12 protein-coding genes are annotated in these 13,415 nt (G+C 58.0%); 4 read left to right on the top strand and 8 right to left on the bottom strand.

The annotated features are described in order from the left end of the window. Positions 1–64: 64 nt before the first annotated feature. The 4 genes from QOL67_RS01985 to QOL67_RS01970 all read right to left on the bottom strand — a co-directional run bounded on the left by QOL67_RS01985 (position 65) and on the right by QOL67_RS01970 (position 4,606). Entirely contained in the window at positions 65–850 is a 786-nt protein-coding gene (locus QOL67_RS01985) for a carnitinyl-CoA dehydratase (RefSeq protein ID WP_283424260.1), read from the bottom strand. Continuing rightward, a complete protein-coding gene (locus QOL67_RS01980; protein WP_283424259.1) occupies positions 847–2,874 on the bottom strand; it encodes an acetate--CoA ligase family protein in 2,028 nt (675 codons plus the stop codon). The genes QOL67_RS01985 and QOL67_RS01980 overlap by 4 nt, the downstream gene beginning before the upstream one ends. Before the next feature lie 223 nt (positions 2,875–3,097). After that, the gene (locus tag QOL67_RS01975; RefSeq protein WP_283424258.1) at positions 3,098–3,379 is read right to left on the bottom strand and encodes an Rdx family protein; all 282 of its coding nucleotides are present in this window, start codon (positions 3,377–3,379) and stop codon (positions 3,098–3,100) included. Positions 3,380–3,445: 66 nt separating this feature from the next. After that, positions 3,446–4,606 carry an acyl-CoA dehydrogenase family protein gene (locus QOL67_RS01970; protein ID WP_283424257.1) on the bottom strand — a complete coding sequence of 387 codons (1,161 nt, stop codon included), beginning with the start codon at positions 4,604–4,606 and terminating at the stop codon, positions 3,446–3,448. A 76-nt stretch (positions 4,607–4,682) separates the two neighbouring features. On the opposite strand from QOL67_RS01970, the gene QOL67_RS01965 reads away from it, so the two are divergent. Beyond that, a complete protein-coding gene (locus tag QOL67_RS01965) occupies positions 4,683–5,627 on the top strand; it encodes a GlxA family transcriptional regulator (protein ID WP_283424256.1) in 945 nt (314 codons plus the stop codon). Between the two features lie 44 nt (positions 5,628–5,671). Here the strand turns inward: QOL67_RS01965 and QOL67_RS01960 are convergent, their stop codons facing one another. Both QOL67_RS01960 and QOL67_RS01955 read right to left on the bottom strand, forming a co-directional pair. Continuing rightward, positions 5,672–6,049, bottom strand: a complete 378-nt coding sequence (locus QOL67_RS01960) for a DUF6768 family protein (protein WP_283424255.1) — start codon at positions 6,047–6,049, stop codon at positions 5,672–5,674. Between the two features lie 106 nt (positions 6,050–6,155). After that, positions 6,156–6,911, bottom strand: coding sequence for a class II aldolase and adducin N-terminal domain-containing protein (locus QOL67_RS01955; RefSeq protein ID WP_283424254.1), 756 nt, complete (start codon positions 6,909–6,911; stop codon positions 6,156–6,158). 194 nt (positions 6,912–7,105) lie between these two features. Here QOL67_RS01955 and ade point away from each other — a divergent pair, with 194 nt between their 5' ends. The 3 genes from ade (at position 7,106) to QOL67_RS01940 (ending at position 10,803) form a co-directional block, all read left to right on the top strand. Further along, positions 7,106–8,914, top strand: a complete 1,809-nt coding sequence (ade, locus tag QOL67_RS01950) for an adenine deaminase (RefSeq protein ID WP_283424253.1) — start codon at positions 7,106–7,108, stop codon at positions 8,912–8,914. Continuing rightward, positions 8,911–10,383, top strand: a complete 1,473-nt coding sequence (locus tag QOL67_RS01945; RefSeq protein ID WP_283424252.1) for an AMP nucleosidase — start codon at positions 8,911–8,913, stop codon at positions 10,381–10,383. Before ade ends, QOL67_RS01945 begins: the two co-directional genes overlap by 4 nt. 132 nt (positions 10,384–10,515) lie before the next feature. Beyond that, positions 10,516–10,803, top strand: coding sequence for an HU family DNA-binding protein (locus QOL67_RS01940; RefSeq protein WP_132861006.1), 288 nt, complete (start codon positions 10,516–10,518; stop codon positions 10,801–10,803). 55 nt (positions 10,804–10,858) lie between these two features. Here QOL67_RS01940 and QOL67_RS01935 read toward each other — a convergent pair whose 3' ends face one another. Beyond that, positions 10,859–11,923, bottom strand: a complete 1,065-nt coding sequence (locus tag QOL67_RS01935; protein ID WP_283424251.1) for a PLP-dependent cysteine synthase family protein — start codon at positions 11,921–11,923, stop codon at positions 10,859–10,861. 207 nt (positions 11,924–12,130) lie between these two features. Then, complete coding sequence (locus QOL67_RS01930; RefSeq protein WP_283424250.1) at positions 12,131–13,174, bottom strand: TRAP transporter substrate-binding protein; 1,044 nt, start codon at positions 13,172–13,174, stop codon at positions 12,131–12,133. Between the last annotated feature and the right edge of the window lie 241 nt (positions 13,175–13,415).

Genomic DNA, 13,415 nt, shown 5'->3' with positions numbered 1-13,415 from the left:
GGGCGGTGAAAAATTGTCACAGCGGCGTGGGGGATTGGCTGATGCCTAAAGTTCTGGCGTTGGGCTATTTTCCTTTCCAGACAGGGTCACGTTTTTCAGCAAAAGCCCGTGCGCCTTCAAGCTGATCTTCGCTGTCATAAAGCACATCGACACTACGCAGCTGGCGTTGGGTGATGTGGTTCATCGCGTCCTGAAATTTGGCGTCTTCGGCGTCGCGTACTATTTCTTTGATGGCGGCGTAGACCAGCGGAGGACCAGAGGCGAGCAGGCGGGCTTGCTCCCAGGCGCGGTCCATTAGTGCGTCGGCGGCAATGATCTCGTTCACCAGCCCCCAGCGGTGGGCTTCTTCGGCGTCAAACCAGCGCCCGGTGAGCAGCAGCTCCATGGCGATGTGGTATGGAATGCGCTTGGGTAGTTTTACCGAGGCGGCATCGGCCACCGTGCCGGAGCGGATTTCCGGCAGTGCAAAGCTGGCATGGTCGGCGGCAAGAATGATGTCGGCCGAGAGCGCCAATTCCAACCCTCCTCCGCAGGCGATGCCGTTCACGGCCGCAATCACCGGTTTGTTCATGTCGCGCAGTTCTTGCAGGCCGCCGAAGCCGCCCACGCCATAATCGCCATCCACTTCGTCGCCGTCAGCAGCCGCTTTCAAGTCCCACCCGGGGCAGAAGAATTTCTCGCCGCCGCCTGTCACAATGGCCACGCGCAGGTCCGGATCATCGCGGAAGTCGCGGAAGACGTCGCCCATGATCCGGCTGGTGATCAGATCAATCGCGTTGGCTTTGGGGCGGTCCAGTGTGACCTCGAGAATGGCACCTTCGCGGCGGGTTTTAACCGGGCTGTCATTCATGACATGTCCTTTCGTATCAGCGCATCCGCCGCCACCGCGCGGGTTGGGGTGCAGATCAGCGGGTTGAGTTCAGCCTCTTGCAAGCTGTCGAGGTTGGCAAGCACGTAAGCTTGCAGCGCGTCGATGGCGTGTAGAATTGCGTCGATGTTAGCGGGAGGTGCGCCGCGATAGCCGTTGAGCAATGGTGCGATTTTGAGAGAGGTAAGCGCGGCGCGGATTGTCGCTGGGCTGGCCGGGATCAAGAGCGATGCGCTGTCAGACAGCACTTCGGTAAGCGTGCCGCCAGCGGCGAGGGTGAGCACAAAACCATGCGCCGGGTCGCGGGTGACGCCGATGAGCAGTTCGACCACTGCATCGTCGATCATTTCTTCGATCAGGAAGCTGTCGGTTGGCATGGCGTGTGCCGCGGCGGGTAGATCCGCCGTAGTGAGGCGGAGTTTTACGGCTCCGGCTTCTGTTTTATGGGCGATACCTTGGCCCTTGAGCACCAATGGCGGCGTCAGGCCTTCGGCAGCTTTGGTGAGGTTGCCCGTGCTGGTCACAGAAACGCTGCGTGGGGTGTCGAGGCCGTGGGCAGCGAGCGCAGTTTTGGCTTGGCGCTCGGAGAGCACGTGAGGCGTTTGGGGTGGCTCGGCAGACACGAGCGCCAAAGGGGCGGTGTCAGGTGCAGAAATTTGCGTGGTGGCAGCTGCGGCAGAGATTGCCTCGCGCAGGCCATGCATTGGCACAACGCCGCCGTCAATCAGGGAATGGGTCACATCGGGAGGGAGCAACTCTGGCAAGGATGCGACCACGGCCATGGGGCGGCCTGAGGATTTGTGGGCCTTGATGGCGGCTTCTGTGGCGCAGTCCCAGTCGGCGCGGTTTTCTGGCGGATAGTCTACTACAGAGAATGTCAGGCCGATGTCGGGGGTCATCATGGCGGACCAGGCTTTGGCCATCGTAGCGACGTCGCGCCATATATAGGTGTGGTAATCCAGCGGGTTGGCAAGTGCGACCATGGGGCCGAGGATGTCACCAAGCCTTGTGCGTTGGGTGTCTGATAGGGGCGGAAAGGTGAGGCCGCTGTTCAGGGCCGTGTCCGCCATGAGGCTGGCCTCGCCGCCAGAACAGCTGATCGAGGCGATTGTGGGGGCGGACAACGGGCCATTGAAGTGTAGCAACTTCAGGGTTTCCAGAAACACCGGCAGATCGCGCACACGGGCAAAGCCGAGGCGCGTGATCAAGGCGTCTGCGCCTGCGTCACTCCCTGCCAGGGCGGCCGTGTGGCTTATGGTGGCGGCTTGGGCCTCGTTACTGGCGCCAACTTTCAGGACAACAACGGGAACGCCTTTTTCGTGGGCTTTGGCGGCCAGCGTTTCCCAGCTGCGTAGGTTGGTGAAGCCTTCGATATGAAGGCCAAGCGCTGTGACACGCGCATCGTCGAGGAGGGCGCTGGCGATGTCCGCCTGATTGAGTTGCGCCATGTTCCCGCAGGTGGCGACATAGGCAATGGGCAAGCCACGTTGCTGATTGGTGAGGTTGATGGCGATGTTGGAGCTTTGGGTCAGGATCGCAACACCGCTGTCGACACGGATGCAGCCATGTTGGTCCGGCCAGATGGCCACGCCGTCTAAAGCGTTGATAAGGCCATAGCAGTTGGGACCGAGGATCGGCATGTCGCCCGCAGCGGCGATCAGCGCGGCCTGAAGACCGGTACTGTCCGTATCTTCGGCAGCAGCCTCGGAAAAGCCCGAGGCGAAACATACAGCACCGCCTGCGCCTTTGGCCGCGAGATCTTTGACACTTTGGATTGTTGCATGCCGGTTGATGCCGACAAAACTGGCGTCTGGAGGGGCGGGCAAGGCTTCAATGGAAGCATAGGCTTTGTGCCCCAAAACTTCGCGAGATTTGGGGTGCACTGGCCAAATGGCGCCGTCAAAGCCAATCTTTGCGGTTTGCCGGATGACTTCGGCACACCACGCGCCGCCGCCGACAACGGCGATGGTTTTGGGGCGGATCAGGCGGGAGAGGTCGCGGCTCATAGCAGGATCCCCGCAACGCCAGGCCCGACCTCCATTGCGGGTAACCCTTTGTTAACCACGGTGCGGAAATATAAAAACGCGGTACAGGCGGGAGCGCCGATGGCCGCGTCAGGAGAAGCCCCCCGGTCAATGTCTACTCTACGGGGGGCGGATCCATGGCTTCTTCTGACCACAAATACTCCGGGGGTGTGGGGGCTGGCCCCCACGATGCGTGGCGCTGCGTTTAACTGCTGCGGTCTAAATGACCCAAATCGCGGTCCGGTTCGATCACGTCGCGCAAGCGTTTTTTCAACTCTTTGGCTTCGGGAAATCCGCCATCGCGTTTGCGGTCCCAGATCACGGTGTTGTTGACCGTGACCCTGTAGGTTCCCGGCACCTCGGCCGGGGTAATGGTCACGCCAGCAAGGTCGTCCTTGAAGGTGGACAACAGTTCCTGCGCCATCCAGCCCGCGCGCAACAACCAGTTGCAGCCGACGCAGTAGGTGATCGTGACAGAAGGTTTCATAGGGCAGCTCCCTCAGCTTTTTGCCGTAGGTGTGCCGCAGGCGCCCGCGCAACGCAACGGGAGACATCATGCCCCCAGTGGCCGCAGCAGGTCGCGGCTGATGATGTGGCGCTGGATTTCGCTGGTGCCGTCCCAGATGCGTTCTACGCGTGCGTCGCGCCAGAAGCGCTCAAGAGGGTAGTCATCCATCAGCCCCATACCGCCGTGGATCTGGATTGCAGCGTCGGTCACGCGGGCCAGCATTTCCGTGGCATAAAGTTTGGCAGAGGCAATTTCGCGGTTTGACGGCAGGCCGCGGTCAAGCCGCGCGGCAGCGGACAGTGTCAGCAGATCGGCGGCGTCGATTTCGGTGATCATGTCAGCGATCTGAAACCCAATGCCCTGAAATCTGCCGATGGGTTGGCCAAATTGCTCGCGCTGGGCGGCATAATCCAGCGCATAATCAAAGGCGCGGCGGGCGCGGCCCACACAGAAGGCGGCCACTGTTATGCGGGTGGCGTAGAGCCATTCGTTCATGACGGCAAAACCACCATCAACCTCACCCAAAACTTGTGCGTCCGGCAGGCGACAGTCATCAAACTCCAATACCATGTTTTTGTAGCCACGGTGGCTCACCGATTTGTAGCCGTCCCGCACGGTGAAGCCCGGTGTGTCACGGTCTACAAGGAAGGTGGTGATGCGTTTTTTTGGGCCCCTTGGGGTTTGATCTTCGCCGGTGGCGACAAAGACGATGAAAAAGTCAGCGTGTTCCGCGCCACTAATAAAATGTTTGTTGCCGTTGATTACCCAGTCGCCGCCATCGCGCACGGCAGCGCATTTCATGCCGCGCACGTCAGAGCCCGCGCCGGGTTCGGTCATCGCCAAAGCGTCCATGCGCTCGCCACGTACGGCGGGGAGAAGATAGCGGTCTTTCTGCTCCCCTTCGCAGGCCATCAAGATGTTTTGCGGCCGGCCAAAAAAATGGGTGAGGGCCATGGAACCACGTCCAAGTTCGCGTTCAACCAAGGTGAAGTCGAGATGGTTCAGGCCCGCGCCACCCACCTCTTCGGGAAAGTTACAGGCATAAAACCCCAGGTCGATGACCTTCTGTTTGATCTGCTCGCCGAGGCCTTCGGGGATTTCACCGGTGCGCTCAACCTCGTCCTCGTAAGGGTAAATCTCATTTTCCACAAAACTGCGGACGGTGGAGACAATCATCTCCTGCTCTTCGGTCAGATCAAACTGCATGGGGCGCTTCCTCAACTGTCTGATTACCAGCAGAGCGCGCTTGACCAGCGATATCATGCAGGAATAGCGTCAAGCCATGCAGACTTGGCTAAATACATCCGCTGCACCGCAGAAGATTGGGGTTTTGCTGTTTGACGGGTTTTCCAACCATTGTCTGGCAAACACCATGGAACCGATGCGGGCGGCCAATACACTGTCGGGCAAAGCGCTCTATGATTGGACATTTCTGTCCCTCGACGGCACGGCGGTGGCAAGTTCCAGTCAGCTGCCGGTGGCGCCGCATGGGCGGCTGAGTGATTTTACGGGCGATATGCTTGTGGTGATGCCGTCATATGGGTTTCTAGGCCATGCGGGGTGGCGAACACAGAATGCCTTAAGGGCGGCGGCCAAACGGTTTGACACCGTATGTGGCATGGACACAGGCAGTTGGTTGATGGCCGAGGCCGGTCTGCTGGAGGGGCATCGCGCCACCATCCATTGGGAAGAGCTGACTTCATTTGCCGAACGCTTTCCGGATGTGAACGCAGAACGCGAGCGGTTTGTGATTGATGGCACGCGGGTGACCTGTTCAGGGGCCATGGCGGCGTTCGATTTGGTCATGTTTCTGATTGGGCGCGACTTTGGGCAGGCGCTGGCGCTCGAAGTGGCGCAGCTGTTCATGACCCGTGAAAGTGCGCGCTCACACGAAGGGCGCGCGACGCCCGCTGGGCGGGTGGTGAACCGGGCCTTGGCGGTGATGCAGGGTCATTTGGAGGAGCCACTCGCCCTGCCAGAAGTGGCGCGGGCAGCGGGCGTGACGCAAAAAACGCTGTCGGTACGCATGTTGTCGGAATTGGGGGCAACGCCTGCAACCGTCTATCGGCGATTACGGCTCAATCTGGCGCGCAAATTGGTGGTAGACACGGATATGAGCGTGGCCGAAATCGCTTTGCGCTGTGGGTATCAAAATCCGGCAGCTATGACGCGGGCCTTCAAAGTGGAGTTTGACAAAACGCCTCAAACTTTGCGCGCGCCAGAGTGAGCGACACTCCGGCACGGGCAAGTATATGTGTGTCGGAAGGCGACTTACTCGGGAGACTCACCATTGTTGTGTGATAAAATCAAAATTTCCAACCGCTTCAGGCGCCGTTTGGTGCGTTCGGCGTGCAAGTGCGGCGCCAAGCCAACCAGCAATTGAACCGCGATAATCAAAGAGGTTGCACCGCCAATTCCGGCGCGAATGAGATCTTGAGTCTCAACTGCGGCCGAAAACTGCATCGCCAAGGAGATGCCAAGGATCAAAAAGCCGACGTGACCAACCAGCATGACCCAAAACAGCCACCCGATGCGCCCTTGGCGCATTTGGCGGATCAGGCCCAATAGGCCAAACGGTTGGCTTGCCCGCAGCAGATGCTCTTGTTGCTCGTTGCTCAGTTCTTTGATCCGGATGTCGAGATAGTCCATGTTCTACTCCCTACAGAATGCCCTGATTGTCCGCTGGGCGTTGGTTGATCCTGCCGCGCCCACACCCTTGACAGGTCGTTACGTCACGTCAAGCCATGGAAAGTTTTTAGGTCGCGTAGTTTGATCTCTCCTCGTCCAAAATCGCCTTGAGTTCCGCCAGGTGGCGCACGTCTTGCTCCGGATATTGCTCAAGCTCCTGCGCGGTTTTCTCTGCGATCTCATGGGGTAGAACCCGCAACGGCTGCCCGGTTTGCAGGGCGCGGATGTAGGTTTCTGCCGCACGTTCGAAATAGTAGAGACGGTTAAAGGTGTCAGCGATACTGTCACCAATCACCAACACGCCATGGTTGCCCATGACCATGACCTTCTTTTTCGGATCAGTCAGCAGCGCGGCACAGCGCTCTCCCTCGTCCTCAAAGGCCAACCCGCCATAACCGTCGTCCACCACGATCCGGTCATAAAAGGTGGCGCAGTTTTGATCGATCGGCGGCAGGGTGCTGTCCGCCAGAGAGGCTAGAACCGTGGCAAAGATCGAGTGCACATGCATCACACAGCGTGCGTGTGGGCAGTGGCGGTGCACGCCACCATGCAACCCCCAGGCCGTGGGGTCCGGCGCATTCGGCCCGGTGAGTGTGTCTGGATTGTTGGCATCGATTTCCAGCAAGTCGCTAGCCTTGATGCGGGCGAAGTGTTTCTGATTGGGGTTCATCAGGAAACGGGTGCCATCGTCATTCACTGCGAGGCTGAAATGATTGGCCACGCCTTCATGCATATTGAGGCGCGCGGTCCAGCGAAAGGCAGCGGCCATATCGACGCGCTCCTGCCAGTGGGTGATGTTGGGGTGTAGCTCTGTGACAGACATGGGCAGCTCCTTGTTTTGCGCAGCGGAGCATTGCGAGCGGTCATTGGTCAAGCGCGTTTGCGACATCGGTTTTGGAGTGTCGCCGGCGGAGGCTGCCCCTAATTTTTCACTTCAAGCTCCACCTAAAGGACTTTTCGTAAAAGCTTCATCTGCGGTGAGGTTGAACATGTCTGAAACACATGTCACCGTGGGCCATGGAACAGAAGCATTTTCAAACATGGGCAGATGTTGCCCCCCGCCTTGTTGCCGTGGCCGCGGGTCGCGAGCCAGCTGATCTCATCATTCGGAAAGGCCAGTGGGTCAATGTGCACACCCGCGAAGTGTTGGCGGACCACGATATTGCCGTGGCCGAAGGGCGTATTGCCTATGTCGGGCCGGATGCCAGCCATTGTGAGGGATCTCAGACGGAGATCATTGAGGCCAATGGGCGCTATATGATCCCGGGCCTGTGCGACGGGCATATGCACATCGAAAGCGGCATGCTGACACCCGCGGAATTTGCCCGGGCGGTGATTGGGCATGGCACTACCACGATGTTCACTGACCCGCATGAGATTGCAAATGTTCTGGGTCTCGAAGGCGTGCGGTTGATGCATGATGAGGCATTGATGCAGCCGATCAACATCTTCACGCAGATGCCCAGCTGCGCACCGTCTGCGCCGGGTCTGGAAACCACAGGGTTTGAGATTGGACCGGATGATGTGAGCGAAGCCATGGGCTGGCCGGGCATCGTTGGGCTGGGAGAGATGATGAACTTCCCCGGCGTGATCAATGGCAGCCAGCAGATGCTGGCGGAAATTGCTGCAACCCAGAACGCAGGTAAGACCGTGGGCGGGCACTATGCGTCGCCTGATCTGGGCAAAGATTTCCATGCCTATGCGGCGGGTGGTCCTGCGGATGACCACGAAGGCACCTGTGAGGCAGATGCAATTGCGCGTGTGCGTCAGGGCATGCGCATGATGATGCGGTTGGGCTCCGCCTGGTATGATGTGGAGACACAGATCACGGCGATCACTGAGAAAGGCCTCGATCCGCGCAATTTCATCTTGTGTACCGATGACAGCCATTCGGGCACATTGGTAAATGACGGGCATATGAACCGTGTGGTGCGCCATGCAATCGAGTGTGGATGTGATCCACTGATTGCTTTGCAAATGGCCACAATCAACACCGCGACGCATTTTGGCTTGGAGCGTGACTTAGGCTCTATTGCACCCGGAAGGCGAGCGGATGTAATCCTGACCTCGGATTTGAAAACTCTGCCGATTGAGCATGTCATTGCGCGCGGCAAGACCGTGGCACAGGATGGCGAGGTACTTGTGGACTGTCCGCATTATGACTGGCCAGAGCATGCACGCCAAACCGTGAACCTGGGACGCGCCCGCACGGCTGACGATTTTGAGGTCAAAGCACCGGACGGCGCGACCCAGGTTACTGCCAATGTGATTGGGGTGATCGAAAATCAGGCGCCAACCAAGGCATTGACCGCCGACTTGTCAGTCACGAATGGTGTGGTTCAAGCTGATATAGAGAAGGATGTCGCACAGATTGCGCTGGTGGAGCGACACCGCGCGACGGGCGATGTGGTGAATGGCTTTGTGTCGGGTTTTGGCTACAAAGGTCGGATGGCGATGGCCTCGACAGTGGCGCACGACAGCCACCATATGATTGTGGTGGGGACAGATCACGACATGATGGCGATGGCGGCCAACCGGCTTGGCGAAGTTGGCGGCGGCGTTACTGTGATCAAAGACGGTAAGGAATTGGCTTTGGTGGAATTGCCAATTGCCGGATTGATGTCGGATGCGCCTGCCACGGAGGTGGCGGCCAAAGCGCAGAATATGGTGGAGGCGATGGAGGCTTGTGGTTGCACACTGAACAACGCTTATATGCAACACTCCTTATTGGCGCTGGTGGTGATCCCGGAACTTCGGATCTCCGATCTCGGGCTGGTGGATGTGACAAAATTTGAAATGACCGACGTAATCAAGGCTGCGAAATGACTCCACAGAATATTCCCGTGCACTCCCCCGCAGTCCCTGCCCCAGAAGCCTTTACAGATGCCAAAGCCGCCGTGGCGCGACTTGAGGAACTGTACCAGCTGTCGACCACCTACTTGAGTGACCAGTTCCGCCGCGCCTTGCGCAAAGGGCCAGATGGGCACCGCATTCGCGCGTATTACCCAGAGATTCGCATCACAACGACCAGTTTTGCGCAGATTGATAGCCGGTTGAGCTTTGGTCACGTGGCAGAGCCTGGCGTGCATGCCACCACGGTCACGCGGCCGGATTTGTTTCGTCATTACCTCGAACAACAGATCGGACTCTTGTTGGAAAACCACGGTGTGCCTGTGGTTGTTGGGCCGTCGACCACGCCGATTCCGGTGCACTTTGCTGTGGCTGCTCAATCGGATATGACGGTGCCACAAGAAGGCGCGGCGGATTTCACACTGCGCGACATTTTTGATGTGCCGGACCTGTCGACCACCAATGATGACATTGTAAATGGCACGGCGGTTGTGAATGGTGTGGCGCCGTTGGCACCGTTTTCGGCGCAACGGGTGGATTATTCGCTGGCGCGGTTGAGCCACTATACGGCCACTGATCCTGAGCACTTCCAGAACCACGTGTTGTTCACCAACTACCAATTCTATGTGACCGAGTTTGAAGCCTATGCGCGACAAATGCTGGACGATCCAAAATCTGGTTACACCAGCTTTGTCAGCACCGGAAATGTGGAAATTACGGATGCGGAAACGCCCATTGCACCGGTGGACAAGCAACCGCAGATGCCGACCTATCACCTGAAACGCGAAGACGGCTCGGGTATCACTCTGGTGAATATTGGAGTGGGCCCATCTAACGCCAAAACGGCCACCGATCACATTGCGGTGCTGCGACCCCATGCGTGGATCATGGTGGGACATTGCGCTGGTTTGCGGAACTCGCAAAGCCTTGGGGATTTTGTGCTGGCCCATGCCTATCTGCGCGAAGACCACGTTTTGGATGATGACCTGCCGGTGTGGGTGCCAATCCCGGCGCTGGCCGAAGTGCAGACCTCGATGGAAAGTGCGGTGGCTGAGGTGACGAAGCTGTCAGGCTTTGAATTGAAGCGCGTGATGCGGACCGGCACAGTGGCGACTATTGATAATCGAAACTGGGAATTGCGGGAGCACACCGGGCCAGTGCAACGGTTGAGCCAATCGCGGGCCATTGCGTTGGATATGGAGAGCGCCACTATCGCCGCCAACGGCTACCGTTTTCGGGTGCCTTACGGCACGTTGTTGTGTGTGAGTGATAAGCCGCTGCATGGCGAATTAAAGCTTCCCGGCATGGCGTCAGACTTCTATAAGACACAGGTCGCGCGGCATTTGCTGATTGGCATTCGCGCCATGGAAAGTTTGCGCGAAATGCCTCTTGAAAGGCTACATTCGCGGAAATTACGGTCATTTGATGAGACTGCGTTCCTCTGACCTTACGGAAATCTGTGGAAAACCCTTAAAAACACCGATTTTTGGCACACAATTTATTGTGTTCACCCACAACATCCCGTTAAATGCCGGTCGTGAGGCCCTACTAATCGGGCAGACTAATGGAGACCTGAAATGGCAAAACCGATGACCAAGACCCAACTCGTTGCCGCTCTGGCCGAAGAAATGGGCTCTGACAAGAAATCCGCAGGCGCAGCTCTGGAAGCCGTTTGTGCATTGATCACCCGCGAAGTTTCCGCTGGTGGCGCAGTGACCCTGCCAGGCGTTGGCAAAATTTACTGCCGCGAGCGTCCTGAGCGTATGGTTCGCAACCCAGCAACTGGTGAGCAGATCAAAAAAGACGCGGACAAGGTTGTGAAAATGACCATCGCCAAAGCGCTGAAAGACAGCGTGAACGGCTGATCGCTCTGATCATTGTTACGGAAAGGGTCGCTCGATTGAGCGACCCTTTTTGTTTTTAGAGCTGCGCGCTGGGCGTGGAATGCGAGATGGTGATCTCTTCGTCCGACATGGCCTCAGCAATACCGTCAAACAACGGCGTAGAAAGATAGCGCTCACCGGTGTCTGGCAACATCACAAGGATGTTGGACCCGTCTGGGGCCGTGTGTGCAACCTCAATGGCTGCGGCCAAAGTGGCGCCAGCCGAGATGCCCACCAGAATGCCTTCCTCGGACGCTAGGCGTTGCGACCATTGGATGCCATCCGGTCCCGGTGTTTTGATCAGATGATCGTAGCCGTTTTTGTCCAGAGCCTCTTGTAACACCCAAGGGATGAAGTCCGGGGTCCAGCCTTGGATCGGATGGGGTTCAAACGCCGGGTGGCTTTCGGTGGCCTGATTGTCGGCGTCGCGGGTGTTGATGTAGCCAGAGTCCACGAGCGCCGCGTTGGCGGGTTCCGACAAGATGATCTTGGTGTCCGGGCTTTCGCGGCGCAGAACGCGGGACACGCCAGCGACTGTGCCGCCGGTGCCGTAGCCGGTGACCCAGTAATCCAGTGAGATGCCTGCAAAATCGCTTAGGATTTCGCGGGCGGTGGTGTTTTCGTGCATGTCGGCGTTGTCAGCGGTTTCAAACTGGCTGGCGAGGAACCAATCGTTTTGCTCGGCCAACTCTTGCGCTTTCTTGTACATGCCAAAGCCTTTTTGCGCCTTGGGAGTCAGCACAACCTTGGCGCCCAGAAACCGCATCAGCCGACGGCGCTCCACCGAGAAGGCTTCGGACATGGTGATGACCAGCGGATAGCCTTTGGCAGCGCAGACCATGGCGAGGCCAATGCCTGTGTTGCCGGACGTGGCTTCGACCACGGTTTGGCCAGGTTTTAGACGACCATCCTTTTCAGCGGCTTCAATGATGTTGAGTGCGAGGCGGTCTTTCACAGACCCAGCCGGGTTGGCCGCTTCGAATTTGACAAACATGTTCACATGTTTGGGGGCAATCCGGTTCAGGCGGACAACAGGGGTGTCGCCAACCGTGTCCAGAATGCTGTCATAACGGCGGCCGCGGCCTTGGGTTTGGCGGGGCATAAGCGCCTCCTTTTCTGGGAGTTTCACTAATCAAGCTATGCGGCGTGGCGGCAGATTAGTAGGGCCGTTGCGGCGGTTAACTCAAATAAGAACGGGGCGCTTGGCTGGTCTGCGTGATGGTGACGTCGTTTTGCATCAGAGGCGTGAGGGCAAACAAAAAAGGCCGCAGCGCGGGGCTGCGGCCAATCTTGTTCGTGTGGACGTGAGTTACATGTTGTTCTTTTTGTACTCTTCCATCAGCGCCTTGGCTTCGTCGATCATTGCCTGACCATCCAAGCCACGCTTGTCCATGTCGGCAATCCAAGTGCTGTAGATGGGTTGAACAACCTCGGCCCATTTGGCGGCGTCTGCGGCGGATACGGTAACAATGTTGTTGCCACGGGCCACAGCCAGATCACGGGCTGGTGCGTCCATGTCCTGCATGACACCACCGGCAAACACGGAAAATTCGACGCCGGAGTTTTTGTCCATCACAGCTTTCAGATCATCAGGCATGGAGTCATAGCGATCTTTGTTCATCGCCAGCACAAAGGTCAGCGTGTAAAGTGCGTTGCCTTCGAACTCGGTGTGGTTGCCCACCAGCTCTGGCACTTTCAGGGCTGCAGTCACTTCCCACGGGATGGTGGTGCCATCGATCACGCCTTTGGACAGCGCTTCTGGTACGGCTGGTACCGGCATACCGATTGGCGAGGCACCGGTCAGTTTCAGAAGTTCGTTCACCAAACGAGAGCCACCGCGAATTTTCATGCCCTTAAGGTCATCCGGGGAGGACACCGCGGCATTGGTGTGGAACATGCCAGGACCGTGCACCCAAGTGCCAAAGATCTTCAGGTTTTGGAATTCGGTGTCTTTCATGTGGGCGTCAAACATCTTGGCATAGGCGTAGGAGCCCGCGCGCGCGTCTTCGACCATAAAGGGCAGTTCAAACACTTCGGTGGAAGGGTAGCGACCTGGGGTGTACCCCACCACAGTCCAAACGATGTCCGCAACACCGTCGATGGCCTGGTCCATCAGCTCCGGCGGTTTGCCCCCCAGCGCCATAGCGGCGTAGCGTTCGATCTTGATGCGGCCTTCGCTGTCTTTCTCGATGGCATCCGCCCAGACGTCCAAAATTAGCTTTGGCACATTGGCCTGCGGCGGCAGGAACTGGTGCATACGCAGGGTCACGTCTTGGGCCAGTGCGGTGGTGGCGCTGATCGCGATGGCGGCCCCGGCGGCCAGTAGTTTGGAAATAGGTTTGCGCAGGGTCATGTTGGTCCTCCCAATTGGTCTTTTCTCCCGATTGGGGAGAGTGTTGTTGAAGCAAGACGTTCTGCCAAGGGAAATTTGACCAGCTGGACATGTTTCTTTGTTTCAGGCCAATTACCTGCCTAAAACGCTTGGGACAAAATGACATTTTGACGAGGAGTTGAGTGGACAATTTGCGCCAATTCAGGGGGCTGCGTTAGGGTGATTGGGGAAAGTGACACCGCCCTCTTGCTTCAGTGGCGAA

The organism is Shimia sagamensis (genome assembly GCF_900182745.1).
Lineage (GTDB): Bacteria > Pseudomonadota > Alphaproteobacteria > Rhodobacterales > Rhodobacteraceae > Shimia > Shimia sagamensis.
This window is presented reverse-complemented; position numbering and strand designations above follow the sequence as displayed.